The organism is Bacillus sp. PAMC26543 (assembly GCF_014250375.1).
GTDB lineage: Bacteria > Bacillota > Bacilli > Bacillales > Bacillaceae > Bacillus > Bacillus halotolerans.
This window is the reverse complement of the sequence record NZ_CP060193.1, coordinates 205,253-224,098: the sequence shown is the minus strand read 5'-3', so window position 1 is coordinate 224,098 and position 18,846 is coordinate 205,253. Positions and strand designations below refer to the sequence as shown.

Genomic DNA, 18,846 nt, shown 5'->3' with positions numbered 1-18,846 from the left:
TGCGTGAAATCAGATTTTCACAGCATAGCCCCCTTTTTGTATGGGCGCTTTACCAAAGTAAAGACAAAGGAGTTGGGCTTATGGTGACATTAGACGGTTCTTCATTGACAACAGCCGACGTCGCGCGAGTGCTGTTTGATTTTGAAGAGACAGCGGCTTCCGAAGAAAGTATGGAGCGTGTGAAAAAAAGCAGAGCGGCAGTGGAGCGGATTGTTCACGAAGAGAAGACAATATACGGCATTACAACTGGATTTGGCAAATTCAGTGATGTCCTGATTCAGAAGGAAGACTCGGCGGCGCTGCAGCTGAATTTAATTCTTTCTCATGCCTGCGGAGTCGGCGATCCTTTTCCTGAGTGTGTTTCCAGGGCAATGCTGCTTTTGCGCGCCAATGCGCTGTTAAAAGGGTTTTCCGGTGTACGTGCTGAGCTGATTGAGCAATTGCTTGCTTTTTTAAATAAACGTGTCCATCCTGTCATTCCCCAGCAGGGATCACTTGGTGCAAGCGGGGATCTGGCGCCGCTCTCCCATCTGGCGCTTGCACTGATCGGGCAAGGAGAAGTCTTTTTTGAGGGAGAAAGGATGCCGGCAATGAAAGGCTTGAAAAAAGCCGGCATTCAGCCGGTAGCGCTGACATCCAAGGAAGGGCTTGCCCTGATTAACGGCACACAGGCTATGACCGCTATGGGTGTGGTCGCATACATTGAAGCGGAAAAACTAGCCTACCAAACAGAGCGCATTGCCAGCTTAACGATTGAAGGGCTCCGCGGGATTATCGATGCGTTTGACGAGGATATTCACTCCGCCCGCGGCTATCAGGAGCAGATCGATGTCGCAGAACGAATCCGTTTTTATCTATCTGACAGCAGCCTGACGACCTCTCAAGGAGAACTGCGTGTCCAGGATGCATATTCATTGCGCTGTATTCCGCAAGTGCACGGTGCGACCTGGCAGACGTTAGGCTACGTGAAGGAAAAATTAGAGATTGAGATGAACGCAGCTACAGACAATCCTCTTATTTTCAATGACGGTGACAAAGTCATCTCTGGCGGAAACTTTCACGGGCAGCCGATCGCCTTTGCCATGGATTTTCTAAAAATCGCAGTATCAGAGCTTGCGAATATCGCAGAGCGCAGGATAGAGCGCCTTGTGAACCCGCAGCTGAATGACCTGCCGCCGTTCCTAAGCCCTCATCCCGGTCTGCAATCCGGTGCAATGATCATGCAGTATGCCGCTGCCTCGCTTGTTTCTGAAAATAAAACACTGGCCCATCCCGCAAGTGTGGATTCTATTCCGTCATCCGCCAACCAAGAAGACCATGTCAGCATGGGAACCATCGCCGCTCGGCATGCTTATCAGGTGATCGCGAATACGAGAAGAGTCATTGCGATTGAAGCGATTTGCGCATTGCAGGCTGTTGAATACAGAGGCATAAAACATGCAGCGTCCTACACCAAACAGCTTTTTCAAGAAATGAGAAAAGTCGTGCCGTCCATTCAGCAGGACCGCGTTTTTTCCTATGACATCGAACGCTTGACTGCCTGGCTGAAGAAGGAATCTTTATTACCATATCAACAGAACGAAGAATTGAGGGGGATGAACATATGACTGATGTAAAAAAATCAATCCGTGCCAACCGGGGGACAGAGCTTGAATGTTTAGGGTGGGAACAAGAGGCGGTGCTTCGGATGCTTCGCAACAACCTTGACCCAGATGTCGCCGAGAAGCCCGAGGACCTAATCGTATACGGCGGGATTGGCAAAGCCGCTCGGGATTGGGGTGCATTTCGCGCCATTGAGCATTCCTTGAAAACATTAAAAAATGATGAAACATTGCTCGTGCAATCCGGAAAACCCGTTGGCATGTTCCGTACGCACCCGCAGGCACCGCGCGTGCTTTTAGCAAACTCTGTTCTTGTTCCAAAGTGGGCGAACTGGGAGCATTTCCACGAGCTTGAGAAAAAAGGGTTAATGATGTACGGGCAAATGACAGCTGGCAGCTGGATTTACATTGGCTCACAAGGCATTTTGCAAGGAACGTATGAAACCTTCGCTGAGCTCGCGAGACAGCATTTCGGAGGAACCTTAAAAGGGACATTGACGCTGACAGCAGGTCTCGGCGGAATGGGAGGCGCCCAGCCGCTGTCTGTCACGATGAATGACGGAGTTGTGATTGCCGTCGAGGTTGATGAAAAACGAATCGACAAACGAATTGAAACGAAATACTGTGACCGTAAAACTGCGTCGATTGAGGAAGCCTTAGCGTGGGCTGAAGAGGCAAAGCTGGCAGGAAAACCTCTCTCCATCGCTCTTCTCGGAAACGCTTCAGAGGTTCACCATACCCTTCTGAACCGCGGCGTCACCATTGATATCGTCACCGATCAGACGTCTGCCCATGACCCATTAATCGGTTACGTTCCCGAGGGCTATTCACTTGATGAAGCCGATCGCTTGCGCCAAGACAATCCAGACCTTTATGTGCGCCTTGCGAAACAAAGCATGAAAAAACATGTGGAAGCCATGCTGGCATTTCAACAAAAGGGCTCAATTGTATTTGACTACGGCAACAATATCCGGCAAGTTGCTAAAGATGAAGGCCTGGAGAATGCCTTCGATTTTCCGGGGTTTGTCCCTGCTTACATCCGTCCCTTATTTTGTGAAGGAAAAGGACCATTCCGCTGGGCGGCGCTTTCCGGTGATCCGGCAGATATTTACCGTACGGATGCGTTATTAAAAGAACTGTTCCCGGCAAACAAGGCCCTTCACCGCTGGATCGATATGGCGCAGGAAAAAGTCACGTTCCAAGGCTTGCCGTCCCGCATTTGCTGGCTTGGATATGGAGAACGAAAAAAGATGGGCCTTGCCATTAACGAATTGGTCCGAAACGGGGAGCTAAAAGCGCCTGTCGTGATTGGGAGAGATCATTTGGACTGCGGGTCTGTCGCCTCTCCAAACCGGGAAACTGAAGCGATGAAGGATGGAAGTGACGCTGTCGGCGATTGGGCTGTGCTCAATGCGCTTGTCAACACGGCCGCGGGTGCAAGCTGGGTTTCCTTCCACCATGGCGGCGGCGTCGGAATGGGCTATTCTCTGCATGCCGGTATGGTCGCCGTTGCCGATGGAAGTGAGCTGGCTGACGAACGGCTCGCCAGGGTCTTAACGAGCGATCCAGGGATGGGCATTATCCGCCATGCGGATGCGGGTTATGAACGTGCCGTTGAAGTAGCGAAGAAGCAGGACATTATCGTGCCGATGCAAAAATAAGGGAGTGATAACATGCCGAAACAAATTGATACGATTCTCATCAACATCGGTCAGCTTTTGACGATGGAAAGCAGCGGCCCGCGCGCGGGCAAAAGCATGCAGGATCTTCATGTGATCGAAGACGCTGTTGTCGGAATCCACGAACAGAAGATTGTGTTCGCCGGAAAAAAAGGGACTGAAGCCGATTACGAGGCAGACGACATCATTGACTGTTCGGGACGGCTTGTAACGCCGGGCCTCGTCGATCCGCATACCCATCTTGTATTTGGCGGATCTCGGGAAAAGGAGATGAATCTAAAGCTTCAGGGCATCCCCTATTTAGATATTCTGGCGCAGGGAGGCGGTATTTTGTCCACTGTCAAAGACACCCGGGCCGCCTCAGAAGAAGAGCTGCTGCAAAAAGGCCGTTTTCATCTGCAAAGAATGCTGTCATACGGCACGACCACGGCTGAAGTGAAGAGCGGCTACGGCTTAGATAAAGATACAGAGCTGAAACAATTGCGTGTCGTGAAAAAACTGCATGAGAGCCAGCCCATTGACCTTGTCTCCACTTTCATGGGAGCTCATGCCATTCCTCCTGAAGATAAGGACAGCCCCGATGAATATTTAGATCGCATGCTGGATCTCTTGCCAGAAATAAAAGAGGAAGAGCTCGCAGCCTTTGCAGATATTTTTACAGAAACAGGCGTTTTTACAGTCAGTCAATCCCGACGTTACTTAAAAAAAGCGGCTGAGGCGGGATTCGGATTAAAAATCCACGCTGATGAAATTGATCCTCTTGGAGGAGCTGAATTAGCGGCTGAGCTAAGAGCTGTCTCAGCCGATCATTTGGTGGGCGCCTCAGATGAAGGCATACAGCAAATGGCTGAATCAGGAACCATCGCCGTCCTCTTGCCGGGCACGACATTTTATCTCGGCAAACACACATATGCCAGGGCAAGAGACATGATTGATGCGGGCGTACGTGTGAGCCTGGCAACGGACTTTAACCCGGGCAGCTCCCCAACTGAAAATATTCAGCTGATCATGTCGATTGCCGCGCTTCATCTGAAAATGACAGCAGAAGAAATATGGCACGCGGTCACAGTCAATGCCGCATATGCCATAGGAAAAGGCGAAGAAGCAGGGCAGCTCAAAGCTGGACGCTCAGCTGATCTTGTCATTTGGCAAGCCTCGAATTACATGTATATTCCGTATCACTACGGCGTCAATCATGTACATCAAGTCATGAAAAACGGAACAATTGTTGTCAACAGGGAGGGAGCCATTCTTGGATAAATACCCTTTTCTCAGAGAGGCCGGTTCATCGTTTAAAGACCGGGATGTAACGAAAATGAGCGATCTGATAGAAAAATGGGACGGCCAAGGCATTAAGGGGCCGGCGCTGATAGGTGTCCCCTTATCAAAATCATCCATCAGTCATTCCGGCGCTTCCTTTGCCCCCGGAACAATCCGCCAGGCTCTAAAGCATTCATCGGCTTATTCTGCGGAGCTTGGGGAACATGTCGTATCAGATTTTCTTTATGATCTGGGGGATGTCGATATTCATGTGACTGATATCGTGAAATCACATGATCAAATCTTCCAAACCATGCATGCTCTGCTTTCAGATCACCCAGATTGGGTACCGCTCATACTCGGGGGAGATAACTCCATCAGCTACTCCACCATAAAAGCGATTGCGCAAACGAAAGGAACGACAGCCGTTATTCAATTTGATGCCCATCATGATGTGCGGAACACGGAGGACGGAGGGCCGACAAACGGCACCCCCTTCCGCCGCCTTTTGGATGAAGAGATCATAGAAGGCCAGCATTTGATTCAACTGGGTATCAGAGAATTCAGCAACAGCCTGGCTTATGAAACATACGCGAAAAATCATCACGTGGACATCCGCACGATGGGAATGATTCGTGAAAAAGGACTGATCCCGACCATTAAAGAGATCCTGCCTGCCGTTCAAACTAGAACAGACTTCATTTTCATATCTGTTGATATGGATGTCTTAGATCAGTCCCATGCCCCCGGCTGTCCAGCGATTGGCCCGGGCGGCCTCTATACAGACGAATTACTCGAAGCAATCAAGTACATCGCACAAGAGCCCAATGTCGCAGGGATCGAAATCGTTGAAGTTGATCCCACCCTCGATTTTCGAGATATGACAAGCAGAGCCGCAGCTCACGTTCTGTTACACGCATTAAAAGGAATGAAACGCTCCCGATTCAAGTGATCTTCCGGCAGGTTGTATTTTGGTTACAAGAAAACTCATCTGCCTGATAAACGGCAGCTAAAAGGAGGACGAAACGGTGGGTCTTCAAGAGAAAAGCGGCCATCAGCTAAAACGGACAATGAAAAGCAGGCACTTATTTATGATTTCATTGGGAGGCGTCATAGGAACAGGGCTTTTCCTCAGTACGGGCTATACGCTCAGCCAAGCCGGTCCCGGCGGTACGATACTCGCTTATTTAATCGGCGGATTGATGATGTACCTCGTCATGCAATGTCTCGGTGAATTGTCGGTCGCCATGCCGGTGACCGGTTCCTTTCAAAAATACGCCACAACATTCATCGGGCCATCTACCGGTTTTATGGTCGGCATCATGTACTGGGTGAATTGGGTGGTGACGGTAGGTTCAGAATTTACCGCATCCGGTATTCTCATGCAGCGCTGGTTTCCTGACAGCAGCGTATGGATGTGGAGTGCGATTTTTGCAGCTCTCCTTTTCGTATGCAACGCATTTTCAGTCAAATTATTTGCGGAAACTGAATTTTGGTTTTCGAGCGTGAAGATTGTCACCATCATTTTATTTATCATTTTAGGAGGCGCCGCCATGTTTGGCTTGATCTCTTTAAACGGGACGGCTGATGCCCCTATGTTTTCAAATTTCACAGGTCATGGAGGATTGTTTCCGAACGGCTTTCTCGCTGTATTTATCGCCATGATATCTGTGAGTTTTGCCTTTTCCGGAACAGAATTAATCGGAGTCACAGCAGGAGAATCCGCAAATCCTCAAAAGGATATTCCGCGTTCCATCCGTAATGTCGCATGGCGGACAGTCATTTTTTTCATCGGTGCCGTCTTCGTATTATCCGGACTGATTTCATGGAAAGAAGCAGGAGTAATTGAAAGTCCCTTTGTAGCAGTATTTGCAGAAATCGGTATCCCGTACGCCGCAGATATTATGAATTTTGTTATATTAACAGCCTTGCTGTCCGTTGCCAATTCAGGCCTATATGCCTCAACCCGTATGCTGTGGTCGTTAGCAAATGAAAACATGATCAGCGCTCGTTTTAAAAAAGTCACATCTAAAGGCATTCCACTAAATGCCTTAATCATCAGTATGGCTGTATCTTGTTTATCTCTCGTTTCCAGTATTGTGGCGCCTGGAACTGTTTATGTGGTGATGGTAGCGATTGCTGGATTTGCAGGGGTCGTGGTCTGGATGAGCATTGCGCTGTCTCAACTCTTGTTCCGAAAGAGATTTCTTAAAAAAGGGGGGAATGTAAAAGATCTGACATTTCGCACACCGCTTTATCCTCTTCTGCCTATAGCCGCTCTTTTATTATGTTCAGCTTCTTGTATCGGTCTCGCTTTTGATCCCAATCAAAGAATCGCTCTCTTCTGCGGAATCCCTTGTATCATCCTATGCTATCTCATCTTCTATTTCAGAAGAAATCTTACGAAAGCAAAAAAAATCGGACAAGAGGAATATCCGATTGATCACATCCTTTAATCAAAACAGCACACCCCACTCAGGATGGGATGTGCTTTATTTTTATTCTGTAATTAACGTATGAATCAGCTTCGGCGCCTTCGCCTCCGCTGCGATACGGATATTGTCATATACTTTCGCGATGACTTCATCGACATTTTCCCGGTTGGCATAGAGCGTAACGAGAGGTTCGCCTTTTTCAACCTTGTCGCCGACCTTTTTGCGGAGCATGATGCCGACGGCTAAATCGATTTCGTCTTCTTTTGTGGCGCGTCCGGCACCTAACAGCATGGCTGCGACGCCGATTTCGTCTGCGACAATTTCGGAGACGACACCCGCTTCTTTGGCTGGCACATCAATGTGATAAGCCGCTTGCGGAAGCTTAGACGGATCATCAACAATCGAGCTGTCACCGCCTTGGTTTTTCAAGAAATCTTTGAATTTCTCAAGCGCTTTGCCGTTTTTCATGACCTCTTCAAGCTTTGCTCTTGCTTCGTCTAATGTACCTGCTTTTTTCGCAAGCACGACCATCTGGCTGCCGAGTGTTAAGACTAGCTCGTGCAGGTCTTCAGGGCCTTCGCCTTTGAGCGTGTCAATCGCTTCTTTCACTTCAAGCGCATTTCCGATCGCAAAGCCGAGCGGCTGGGACATGTCGGAGATGACAGCCATCGTTTGGCGGCCGACTTTGTTGCCGATTCGTACCATTGCTTTCGCGAGTTCAGCCGCATCTTCCTCTGTTTTCATGAAGGCGCCCGCTCCCGTTTTTACGTCAAGCACGATCGCGTCCGCTCCGGCAGCGATTTTTTTGCTCATAATGGAGCTAGCAATAAGCGGGATGGAATTCACCGTGCCCGTTACATCACGCAGGGCGTACAGTTTTTTATCCGCTGGCGTTAAGTTGCCGCTTTGGCCAATGACGGCAACCTTGTCGCGGTTCACTAGCTTAATAAATTCTTCCTTTGACAGTTCCACGTGAAACCCGTCGATCGCCTCTAATTTATCAATTGTTCCGCCCGTATGGCCGAGGCCGCGGCCGGACATTTTGGCAACTGGCACATCAAGAGCCGCGACAAGCGGTGCAAGCACGAGTGTTGTCGTGTCGCCGACGCCGCCGGTTGAATGTTTATCCACTTTAATTCCTTCAATGGCAGAAAGATCAATCGTTTCACCGGAGTTCACCATAGCCATTGTTAAGTCCGCACGTTCACGATCACTCATATCCTGGAAGAAAATCGCCATGGCAAGTGCGCTTGCCTGATAATCAGGAATGCTTCCGTCCGTATAGCCGTTCACGAAAAACTGGATTTCTTCTGTGGTGAGTTCTTTTCCGTTTTGTTTTTTGATGATAATATCTACCATTCTCATTATAGTCACCGATCCTTTTCGATTATGTTCAGTAAATCAGACCTACAACTGCCGCTGTTAAAAAGCTGACCAGCGTGGCACCGTATAATAATTTCAGACCGAAACGAGCAACGACGTTTCCTTGCTTTTCATTCAGACCCTTTACAGCACCGGCAATGATACCGATGGAAGAGAAGTTCGCGAACGAAACGAGGAATACTGAGACAATCGCTGTTGTACGGCCGCTGAAATGAAAACCGTTTTGCGAAAGAGACGTCATGGCGACAAATTCGTTCGATACCATTTTTGTTGCCATAATGCTTCCGGCGTTAACAGCTTCATTCCATGGAATACCGACAAGAAAAGCGAATGGAGCAAACACATATCCAAGCAGGTCTTGGAAGGAAATACCGAGTACAGCGTTAAAAATACCATTGATCAAAGCAATAATCGCGACAAATCCGATCAGCATCGCTGCGACAACAACCGCTACTTTGAAACCATCTAAGATGTATTCTCCGAGCACTTCGAAGAAGGATTGTTTTTCTTCATTTTCTACACGGAGCATATCCTCATCTTTTGCGACCTCGTAAGGATTAATAATAGAGGCAATGATAAAACCGCCAAATAAGTTCAATACAAGAGCCGTTACGACGTATTCAGGCTTCAGCATCGTCATGTAAGCGCCGACGATTGACATGGATACGGTTGACATCGCAGAAGCGCAAAGCGTATACAACCGCTGCTGTGACAGTAAACCGAGTTCTTTCTTTAAGGAGATAAATACTTCTGATTGCCCTAAAATCGCAGATGCAACAGCATTGTACGACTCCAGTCTTCCCATCCCGTTAACCTTGCTGAGGGCAAGGCCGATGTATTTAATAATAAACGGGAGGATCTTCCATTTTTGCAGAATCCCGATGAGTGCTGAAATAAATACAATCGGCAAGAGAACGTTCATAAAGAATGTCGATTGATCCGCATTCACCAAACCGCCAAACACAAAGTTGATTCCTTCTGCCGCATAGCCAAGCAGGTAGCTGAATCCTTGTGCAAATCCTCCTACGAGAAAATTCCCGATCCCCGTATTAAGGAGAATGTAACCGAGAATAAACTGCAAAATGAGCATGACAATAATTGGGCGGATCTTAATTCTTTTTTTGCCGCTGCTCGCGATCCACGCAAGGCCTAAAAACACGATTAAACCGATAATCCCAATCAAATACTTCATATGTGTTTCTCCTTTATTTGTATTCGCTTACATTATTATTTCCCCGGAAAGAAAAGAAGGGCACGGAAAGCGTATTGCCTTCCGTCTGCTTCTTAATAATCGTCTCCGCCGGCTCCGTTCTCTCCTTTTACAATGGAAACACCTGCGCTTGCGCCAATGCGGCTTGCACCTGCTTCGATCATCGTGTCTACATCTTCTTTCGTTCTGATACCCCCGGATGCTTTTACGCCGATATCAGGGCCTACTGTTTTGCGCATTAAAGCGATATCTTCCTTCGTTGCGCCGCCTGTTGAGAAGCCTGTTGAGGTTTTCACGAAATCCGCTCCCGCAGAAACCGCTAAACGGCATGCACGCTCTTTTTCTTCATCTGTCAGCAGGCATGTTTCAATAATAACTTTGACAAGCGCTTTTCCGGCTGCAGCTTCCACCACACCGCGGATATCCGCTTCCACCACGTCGTCTTCTTTGTCTTTCAAAGCAGCGATGTTAATGACCATGTCCACTTCAGTGGCGCCTTTTGAAATCGCATCCTTCGTTTCGAACGCTTTTGTTTCTGTTGTGTTGGCGCCGAGCGGGAAGCCGATGACTGTACATACGTCAACTCCTGTTCCCTCAAGCTCTTTTGCAGCCAGCTGCACCCATGTCGGGTTTACACATACAGAAGCGAATTTGTATGTTTTCGCTTCTTCTATTAATTTCAAAATATCCGCTTTTTGTGTATGCGGTTTCAAAGCTGTATGATCAATTTTATTGGCTAATGTCATCCTTCGCACACTTCCTTTTTTGTTAAGATATTTTTTAGCATACCCGACTTTTGAACATATGTAAATTGGTAATTGAAATTTTGTTCAGCGAACGGTCTGAAGGTGTCACAAATCATTAACAAGTGCCCTTGCGGTATGCTGGTCAATGATTAACACATTGGCATATTTTCCTGTTAACGCACCATGGATGGAGGACACTTTTCGGCTTCCGCCGGCCACTAATATAGAGCGTTCCTTCAGCCTCAGATCCTCAAGCTCGACGCCGATGGTCCGGTCATTGATGGCGGTGCTGCAAATCTTCCCTTCCTCGTCAAAGAAACGCGAACAGATATCTCCGACAGCCTGATGTTTCAGCAACGCTTTCTCTTCTTCGTTAAAATAGCCGAGCCGGAATAACAGCGCTTCGTCACGGACTGTTCCCACCGTGAAAAGAGCGATATTCGCCTGCTTGCCCATCTCAATGATCCGCTCGATATGACGGTCTTTCTCCACCATTTTCTTCACATCCGCATTATCAAACACGACGGGAAGCGGAAGATAGCGCGGCATCGTTTGAAAAGCCTCTGCAAACAGCTGAATCGTTTCAGCTGAATAGGTGTTTACCCGGGAATGGCTGATGCCGCCTTTCAGCTGGACGACCTCTACGCCTTTTACCTGCTTTGGCTGCATGTTTTGCGCGATCTGATACATGGTGGTTCCCCAGCTGACGCCGACGATGTCGCCGTCTTTTACCGTTTCATGCATATATTCTGCACCGTAACGGCTCAAGCCATGTGTGATTGCTGCATAGTCCGGTGTCGGAGAAAACACAACGTGCGCTTCGAGAAGCCCGTATTTCTCTTCCAGCATGGAACCGAGCGCATCTAAATCCTCAAAAGGGTCCATCACGCGAATTTGGACAAATCCTTTTTCTTTTGCGTATTGCAGCAATCGGGAAACGGTCGGCCTCGAAATGCTGAGCTGCTCTGCGATTTGCTGCTGACTGTAGTCAGACTGATAATAAAGCCTTGCCGCTTCTATGCTTAATTGTTGTTTTTCCCGATCCATTCCGCACCTCCCTTGGATCAGTTCATGGTGAACCTGCTTTTGATTTGCTTTTATTATACAGGCTGGCAACAGCTTTCATCCACCTGATTTGCAAGAAACTGAAAAACGCTCTGGCACAGATCTGCCCAGAGCTTATTTTTCCCACTTCATATATTGATAAATGCCTTTCATGATGGCGTATATTCCATATAACACAAGCCCGCACGCCAAAAAGATCAGAATCACTCTGCCATGCGGCTGCTGCGCGAGTTCGGCGAGCGCCCCGTCAAAGCCTCTTGTGTCGTCCGGATCAGAGGTGAGAGCGGTTTTTATGAGAAAGAAGCCAATGGCTGAAAAAATAATGGCACGGGCGATGTTGCCTGCGCGTCCTGTGTTTTTTGCAATACATATCATTTCTTTGCTCATTTTTGACGTATCGAATTCTCTCATAAAAGAAGCCCGGATACCTTTCATGAATTGAACCATCGCAAATAGGATAAAGCCCGCTCCTGTGAGTCCCGTCAGCCACTGGCCAAACGGCTGCGCCAATACATAAGCGGACCACGTCTGTTCTGAAGTGCTGCCGCTTCCATGATCAAAGACAAACCGAAGAGCATTCCAGGCAATCGATGCGTATACGGCGGCGCTGAATAAATTTCCTGTTCTTCGCGACAGGCCCCGTCTTCCCGTGCCATGGCCCTCTGTATCCTTAATCGCACTCAGCACCATCCATATGACATACCCGATGAGTCCAATCCCGATGAAGAAAAGCAGAATCGATCCGTATGGCATGCGTGATAAGGTTTGGAGCGCTCCGCTTGAATCCTTTGCCCCGCTGCCAGCTCCGGCAGCCGTCATCAATGCCAGAATGCCGAGCAAGATAAAAACGCCGCCGAATGTAAAATAACCAAGCCTTCCGAATCGCTGTATCCAAGGCTTGGTTTCCTGTTTTATTTTAGAGATGCACTGGTCCTTCGCATCCATGTGCCCAACCCTCTTTCCGGAAACGTTACTGTATCATTTCCCGAATGAGGAGAATTGAAACAGACTATCCTTCAAGAGAATCGTGTCTTTGCTTTTTGGCCGTATAGGCGGGTGTCGTCCACGCAGCTGCCGCGACAGCCGTAATGCCGCCAGCTAATTTCCCGACGATCATGGCCGCTGCCATTTCTTTCTTCATTCCCGTCACAAAGCCGAGATGGCTGCCGAGCACAAAGGCTGCGCTGACCGCAAACGCGACATTGATAACCTTTCCTCTCGGCGTCATGTCTTTTAATAAGGCGAGCATGGGGATAAGATGTGCCAAAGAAGCAACCATTCCCGCTGTCGCTGCCTGATCTAAGTGTAACAGCCTGCCTAATGTATGGAGCGGCTTCTCAAAAGCTTTTGTGATAAAAGCTGTCAGCGGAAAAGCGCCCGCCAATACAACCGCGATGGTGCCTACGGTTTGTATGCCTGTTTCCATCTTTTCGAGGCCAGGTATTAATACAATGCCTGTCATTGTTTCAATTGAGACAGCAACAAGCCCAATGATCGCAACAATACTGACAGCCTTCCCGAAAACGTGAAATACGCGGATTGTCTTGTCGGTGCAGCGCCAAAGTCCAAAAGCGATAACCGCAGAAAAAAGACTTGGAATCAGAATGTTTTTCAGGATCAATCCCATCTCAAATCCCGCAGCTAACCCGCCTGCGAAGCATCCGATCGGCACAGTGCACAGTCCGATTAAAATGCCTTTTGCAAAATAGGGGTGATCCTGCTTTTCAATTATGCCAAGAGCGACGGGAATGGTGAATACGATCGCCGGCCCCATCATTGTCCCCAGAAATACCCATGAAAACAAGCCGGCGTCCGGATCTTTCGCCATTTCTTGTGCCAGCGCATAGCCCCCCATATCAATGGCCAAAATGGTGTTGGCAAAGGAGGAAGGGTCTGCGCCAATGGCGGCATAGACCGGAGACACGACGGGTATCAGTATGGCCGCAAGCACTGGCGCCAGCGACACAATCCCGACCATTGACAGCGCAAGCGGCCCCATGGCCTTAAAGCCTTCCGCAAACCGCTCGCCAAGCCCCCACCTGTTTCCCAAGCAATAATCGGCTGCTCCCAATAATAAAAAAACTGCCAGAATACATACAACCGCATCATTTACCGTCATGGCCTTTCTCCTTTTTCAAACGTATGATTTGGCTTTATCATATCATCTGAAGGCGGGGATGAGAGGCGGGTTCTAATCTAAATGCGATATAAATTCTTTCATGTCAGCGCACTCAATGGCCTCTATGATATGCGATGCTTTTTGCACATCACTTGGCAGCGCTGATTTTAATTTTTCTTTTACATCTTCTTCAGACAGACCGTTTCCGGGAGCTCCCTTCGGGCAGTCCACCCGCGCTTCACATATGCGTCCATCTGATAAAAACGCCCGAACAATGGTGAAACGGCCTTTCGGAACCGCTTGAGAGGCTGGCTGAATGCGATTGTCATACACACGCTGAATATGACGCATTGCGGCCTGCATATGATTTGGTATTGGCTCGCTGTTGAAATGGTCAGCAATCAGCTTCTGTCCGTGCAGGGCAAGGGCAATGACATATTCAACGCTGAAGCGGCCTTCCTCTCCTGTTTTTGGTGATCTTGCCGTTAATGCAGCATCTCCGCCAGGCGGAAAAACGACTTCAATCCGTTCTGTATTGTCAGCAGAAATGGCTTCCTGAGAGATAAGCTCGCGAATGGCATCTGCCGCGTGGTGCGCCGCAGAACAAAATGGATAGATTTTAAACCATAAACCTGGCTTCACGATTCTCCAAGGTTCGCCCCAATGGCTTAACAGTGTGGTTTGAGCCTTGTCTACATCACCGTATAGGCTGAAGAAACCTTTTTCTCCATCCAGTGCCGTACGAGAGCCTCCAACATCAGATTGGGCCAGCTTAACAGCAAGCAAGCCTGATTGAGCTGCCAGCCCTGCGTGCAGCGGTTTCATTTCTGTGCCGAATTGCACCCTCATTCCGGCAGACTGCGTTGCGGCAAAGCCGATTGCTTTTTCCAGTTCTTCTTGAGTGAGTTCCTCCGCGTATCCTACAGCACAGGCGGCGGCTATGGCTCCGAGCGTTCCCGTATTGTGCCAGCCTTTTTCATAGTGCGGGCTGCCAATCGACTCCCCAAGCCTTGCCATTACTTCCACACCGACAATATAAGCGCCAAGAAGCCGCTCGTCACTTTCTCGAGCGGCAGCTGAAGCAATGAGTGCCGGCAAAATAACTGCACTCGGATGTCCCCTTACATCGGAATGGACATCATCGAAATCCAGCGCATGGGCGATAAATCCATTGAGCAGCGCAGATTGTAATGGCGCTGCCTTTTTCCCTTGTCCGATAATAGGGACAAGGGGCGTGCCGCCTTCCTCTTCGATCAGATGCAAAAGCTTTTGAATGCCGTTTTCTTCTTTTCCGGCAAATGATGCGGCTGTAAAATCGAGCAATCCCTTTTTGGCTTCACGCATCGCGTCAGTGGCGTTCTCAGGCTGTGATAATCTTACGGCCTCAGCAAGACCTGCTGTCAGTTCTGTTTGGATCATTTGATTGACCCCAGTACAATAACAGCCAGCTCAGCAAAGTAGCTGGATGCAACTTGCAGTGCGTCTTCATCCAATGTAAACGCCGGGTGATGCCACTCCTCTGTACCGTTCGTTCCCATCCACACAAAAAATCCCGGGATCTTCTCTTGGTACAGAGCGAAGTCTTCTCCGCCCGGAGATTGCTCCGCATGAACCGTTTGATAGCCAAGCCGGGCCGCAGCTTCTGACGCCGCGTTCAAAAACGTGCCGTCATTCTGAACGGACGGCAAATAAGGAAACCACCGGAATTCGGCCTGTGCCCCGTAGCCCGCGGCGATTCCTTCAGCCACTCGTTTCATATGCTCCGGAACGGCCTTTCTCGCTTCTTTTTGGAAGGTGCGAACGGTGCCCTCCATTTCAGCCTGGTCCGGAATCACGTTCCATGAACTGCCTGCCTGTAATCTTGTGATACTGACGACCGCGTTTTGCAGTGAGCTGATGTTGCGGCTGACCACAGATTGCAGACCGCTGACCATTTGGCCTGCCGCTGCTATGGGATCAATGCTGTTATTGGGAATGCCGGCGTGTCCGCCTTTTCCTTTCACAACAATCTCAAACCGGTCAACGCTTGCCATGAGCGGACCTTCCTTTATCCCAATGGTGCCGACAGGCAAATCAGGCTTATTGTGCATGCCAAAAATGGCAGAAACATCATCCAGCACGCCTGCTTCTATGACTTTCCTTGCTCCTGCGGCGATTTCTTCCGCTGGCTGAAAGATAAAGCGGACCGTGCCTTTCAGCTCGTCTCTTCTTTTATTCAGCAAAATGGCTGTGCCCATAATGGAAGCTGTATGAAAGTCATGCCCGCACGCATGCATCGCGCCGTCAATCTTAGAGGCAAACGGCAGGTTCGTTTGTTCTTGGATCGGGAGCGCATCAATGTCCGCTCGTATCGCGATCACAGGTCCGTCTGACTGCCCTTTGATTTCCGCAATTACACCTGTTTCTAATTGAGGAACCTCAAGAATCTCTATATGTTCTTCCTCGAGCCAGCGGCGGATTTTTTTTGTCGTTTCAAACTCTTCAAATGAAAGTTCAGGGTGTGCATGAAGGTCACGCCGCATATTGATTAAACGTGTATGAAACGTTTCTTCGGCCATTCTTCTTCTTCCCTTCTATATAAGCTCTGCAGGCTCTCCCACTTGCTTGATAAATCGTTTCGTCCGTTCGTTTTTCGGATGGTCAAACAGTTCTTCAGGCGTTCCCTGCTCGATAATATGGCCGTCTGCCATAAAAATCACTTTATCAGCAACCTCTCTTGCAAATGCCATTTCGTGGGTGACGATGATCATTGTTGTTTGTTTTTCCGCAATCGATTTGATGACCTGAAGCACACCCGCCACGAGCTCCGGGTCAAGCGCCGAAGTCGGTTCATCCAGCAAAATCGCATGCGGATTGACCGCAAGTGCCCGCGCGATGCCGATTCGCTGCTGCTGGCCTCCGGACATTGTGATCGGGTAGCTGTCAGCTTTATGCTCTAAACCGACCTGCCTCAGAATCTCCATCCCAATGCGGTTCGCTTCATCTCGTGATTTTCTTTGAGCCGTGAGTAAAGCCTCAGTAATGTTTTGCAGGGCGGTTTTATTTTTGAACAGATTGTAATTTTGGAAGACCATGGCCGTTTGCTGACGGAGCTGGTACGCTTCCTTGCGTGTAAACTTTTCCGCGTTCAGTTTGGCTTCTCCAATTTCAATGATGCCTTGATTGGGGCGCTCCAATAGATTCAAGCACCGAAGAAGCGTTGATTTTCCGGAACCGGACGGACCGATGATCGCTACCACTTCTCCGCGTTTTACTTCAAGGTCGATTCCGTCCAGCACGACCAGATCTTTAAACGCTTTGCGAATATTTTTTACTTTTATCAACTGATTTCACCTCTAAGTCCGGTATGGCTTGCTCATGGCGCGTTCAAACAAGTCCTGCAGGATGCTGTAAATGATTGTAAGAACCCAGTAGACAATCGCAACCGCCAAATAGGTTTCAAAATACTTCAGATTTCCAGATGCATACATCTTACCTTGCGCAAACATCTCCATGACACCCAAAGTAAATGCCAATGAGGTTTCTTTTAGGAGGCCTATAAATGTATTACCCGTTGCCGGTATCGCATTTCTGACTGCTTGCGGAAGGATAATTCGTCTGTAAGCCTGAAGTTTCGTCATACCGACAGACAGGCACGCCTCCAGCTGCCCTTCATCAACAGAGTTAAGGGCGGCGCGGAAGATTTCTGCCAAATAGGCGGCGTTTTTTAAACTTAAACCGATAATGGCAGCTGTGAGAGCTGTCATCTTGCTCATCTCCGGAAACAGCTGCGGCAGCCCGTAATAAATTAAGAACAGCTGCACAAGTGTCGGCACGCCCCGGAAAAATGAGATATACAGCTTTGACAGCTGATGAAGCACTGGAATTTTGTTTTTTGTAATGAGTGCGAGAATAAGTCCTCCGATAATCGCAAAAATCATAGCTGCTACAGCCATAAACAATGTAATCGGAAGGGCCTGAATTAAAGTCGGGAATGCAGAGATCATGAATTCCCAATCAATCGTATTCATTCTGGTGGTTCACCGCCGTTTCTTAATGCTTCTGTTCTGCTGTGATATCTTCGTTAAAATATTTTTCTGAAAGCTTTTTAAGTGTTCCGTCTTTGCGCAGTTCATCGAGCGCTTTATTGACTTTTTTACGGGTCTTGTCGTGCGCGTCATCCTTGGCAAATGGGAATGCGACTTGCTCGTACACAATCGGATCTCCGGCAAGCTTCAACGGCAAGCCTGTTTTCTTAATTTGCGCGATCAGCACACTTCGGCTGTTTACGTAAGCGTCCACACGTCCGTATGCGACATCCTTCAGCGTGCCTTCTTGTGTTTCGTATGTTTTGATATTGATTTTTTTGTCAGGATCTTTGCTTTCAAGATTTTTCGCGTGATTTGAACCTAAAACAGCAGCTACTGTCTTTCCTTTTAAATCGTCTGCTGATTTGATGTCGTTGTTGTCTTTTTTGACGACAATCTGTGTTCCTGCATAAGAGTACGGTTCTGTGAAGTTGTACATTTCCTTGCGTTCATCTGTCACCGCTACCTGATTGGAAATGGTGTCAAGCTTGCCTGTTTGAAGCTCTCCCATCAGACCGCTGAATTCGAGCAGCTTCCAGTCCAGTTTCATGCCGATTTTCTTTGCAACAGCTTCCATTACTTCTACATCAAAACCTGTCAGCTTTCCGTCTTCTTTATAAGCGAACGGGTAGCTCTGTCCGGTCGCACCCACATGAAGTACGTTGTCATCCTCTTTACTGCTGCTGTTTCCATTGCCGCAAGCTGATAGCACGGCTAATAACGCAGCAACTAACAGCACAGTCCATTTTTTCATTTTCATTTGATTTTCCCGCCTTTTATCTTTTATAGGTCATGTCGCAGTTGTTTTTTCATATAGACTGTCATATGTCCTTTGCCCAGATCCTTCTCGCCTGCTCGGACATATCCTTTTCTTTCATACATCTCGATCAGCCACGGGTGCTTATCCGCTGTTCCTAGCGATACAAACGGAACCTTTAACGTATCGCGCAGGATGGTCTGCTCAAGCCATTGAAGCAGCTTTGTCCCGACTCCCTTTTGCCCGGTTTCAGGATCAACAGCGAACCACCAGATATGAGGAACGCCATATGGTCCAGGCTGCTGTCCCCAAGGCATTCGTAAGGAGATGGTCGCGATGATCCGCCCGTCTTCTTCCATGACGTAACAGGCGTTTTTTCGGATATTGTTTAAGACCAGATCCAGATCCGCTTGGGCCGCGGCAAAACGAATGCCGAGCTTTCGAATCGGTTCGTAGGCGCGCCATGTCAGCTCGAGAAGCTGTTCGGCATCACGTTCAGCTGCGAGGCGATATTGCGTCTTCAT

The 18,846-nt window shown here is 48.6% G+C and carries 17 protein-coding genes; 5 read left to right on the top strand and 12 right to left on the bottom strand.

The features are described 5' to 3' along the window. Positions 1-80 precede the first annotated feature (80 nt). The 5 genes from hutH (at position 81) to H7F27_RS01145 (ending at position 6,996) form a co-directional block, all read left to right on the top strand. A complete protein-coding gene (hutH, locus tag H7F27_RS01165; protein ID WP_185848435.1) occupies positions 81-1,607 on the top strand; it encodes a histidine ammonia-lyase in 1,527 nt (508 codons plus the stop codon). Further along, entirely contained in the window at positions 1,604-3,262 is a 1,659-nt protein-coding gene (gene hutU, locus H7F27_RS01160; RefSeq protein ID WP_185848434.1) for a urocanate hydratase, read from the top strand. Before hutH ends, hutU begins: the two co-directional genes overlap by 4 nt. Positions 3,263-3,274: 12 nt before the next feature. Then, a complete protein-coding gene (gene hutI, locus H7F27_RS01155) occupies positions 3,275-4,540 on the top strand; it encodes an imidazolonepropionase (RefSeq protein ID WP_185848433.1) in 1,266 nt (421 codons plus the stop codon). Then, the gene (gene hutG / locus H7F27_RS01150) at positions 4,533-5,492 is read left to right on the top strand and encodes a formimidoylglutamase (RefSeq protein WP_024123411.1); all 960 of its coding nucleotides are present in this window, start codon (positions 4,533-4,535) and stop codon (positions 5,490-5,492) included. The genes hutI and hutG overlap by 8 nt, the downstream gene beginning before the upstream one ends. A gap of 76 nt (positions 5,493-5,568) precedes the next feature. Beyond that, positions 5,569-6,996 (top strand): amino acid permease, encoded by a 1,428-nt coding sequence (locus tag H7F27_RS01145; RefSeq protein ID WP_101859715.1) that lies wholly within the window; start codon positions 5,569-5,571, stop codon positions 6,994-6,996. Positions 6,997-7,038: 42 nt separating this feature from the next. Here H7F27_RS01145 and H7F27_RS01140 read toward each other — a convergent pair whose 3' ends face one another. From H7F27_RS01140 to H7F27_RS01085, 12 genes are all read right to left on the bottom strand, one after another. Continuing rightward, entirely contained in the window at positions 7,039-8,340 is a 1,302-nt protein-coding gene (locus tag H7F27_RS01140; RefSeq protein WP_024123413.1) for a pyrimidine-nucleoside phosphorylase, read from the bottom strand. 28 nt (positions 8,341-8,368) lie between these two features. Beyond that, positions 8,369-9,550 carry a nucleoside permease NupC gene (nupC, locus tag H7F27_RS01135; RefSeq protein WP_024123414.1) on the bottom strand — a complete coding sequence of 394 codons (1,182 nt, stop codon included), beginning with the start codon at positions 9,548-9,550 and terminating at the stop codon, positions 8,369-8,371. A gap of 92 nt (positions 9,551-9,642) precedes the next feature. After that, the gene (gene deoC, locus H7F27_RS01130) at positions 9,643-10,314 is read right to left on the bottom strand and encodes a deoxyribose-phosphate aldolase (protein ID WP_024123415.1); all 672 of its coding nucleotides are present in this window, start codon (positions 10,312-10,314) and stop codon (positions 9,643-9,645) included. A gap of 105 nt (positions 10,315-10,419) precedes the next feature. After that, positions 10,420-11,361, bottom strand: coding sequence for a DNA-binding transcriptional repressor DeoR (gene deoR / locus H7F27_RS01125; RefSeq protein WP_024123417.1), 942 nt, complete (start codon positions 11,359-11,361; stop codon positions 10,420-10,422). Between the two features lie 132 nt (positions 11,362-11,493). After that, entirely contained in the window at positions 11,494-12,324 is an 831-nt protein-coding gene (locus H7F27_RS01120) for a DUF1206 domain-containing protein (protein WP_024123418.1), read from the bottom strand. Between the two features lie 64 nt (positions 12,325-12,388). Beyond that, positions 12,389-13,498 carry an ethanolamine utilization protein EutH gene (eutH, locus tag H7F27_RS01115; RefSeq protein ID WP_095712648.1) on the bottom strand — a complete coding sequence of 370 codons (1,110 nt, stop codon included), beginning with the start codon at positions 13,496-13,498 and terminating at the stop codon, positions 12,389-12,391. A gap of 72 nt (positions 13,499-13,570) precedes the next feature. Next, a complete protein-coding gene (locus H7F27_RS01110) occupies positions 13,571-14,917 on the bottom strand; it encodes an MmgE/PrpD family protein (protein WP_185848432.1) in 1,347 nt (448 codons plus the stop codon). Further along, the gene (locus tag H7F27_RS01105; protein ID WP_185848431.1) at positions 14,914-16,056 is read right to left on the bottom strand and encodes a M20 peptidase aminoacylase family protein; all 1,143 of its coding nucleotides are present in this window, start codon (positions 16,054-16,056) and stop codon (positions 14,914-14,916) included. The genes H7F27_RS01110 and H7F27_RS01105 overlap by 4 nt, the downstream gene beginning before the upstream one ends. Before the next feature lie 15 nt (positions 16,057-16,071). Further along, the gene (locus H7F27_RS01100) at positions 16,072-16,821 is read right to left on the bottom strand and encodes an amino acid ABC transporter ATP-binding protein (RefSeq protein ID WP_024123422.1); all 750 of its coding nucleotides are present in this window, start codon (positions 16,819-16,821) and stop codon (positions 16,072-16,074) included. Positions 16,822-16,833: 12 nt separating this feature from the next. After that, complete coding sequence (locus tag H7F27_RS01095; RefSeq protein WP_024123423.1) at positions 16,834-17,508, bottom strand: amino acid ABC transporter permease; 675 nt, start codon at positions 17,506-17,508, stop codon at positions 16,834-16,836. Between the two features lie 22 nt (positions 17,509-17,530). Next, positions 17,531-18,325, bottom strand: coding sequence for an amino acid ABC transporter substrate-binding protein (locus tag H7F27_RS01090; protein WP_095712644.1), 795 nt, complete (start codon positions 18,323-18,325; stop codon positions 17,531-17,533). A gap of 23 nt (positions 18,326-18,348) precedes the next feature. Then, positions 18,349-18,846 carry a GNAT family N-acetyltransferase gene (locus tag H7F27_RS01085; RefSeq protein ID WP_095712643.1) on the bottom strand — a complete coding sequence of 166 codons (498 nt, stop codon included), beginning with the start codon at positions 18,844-18,846 and terminating at the stop codon, positions 18,349-18,351.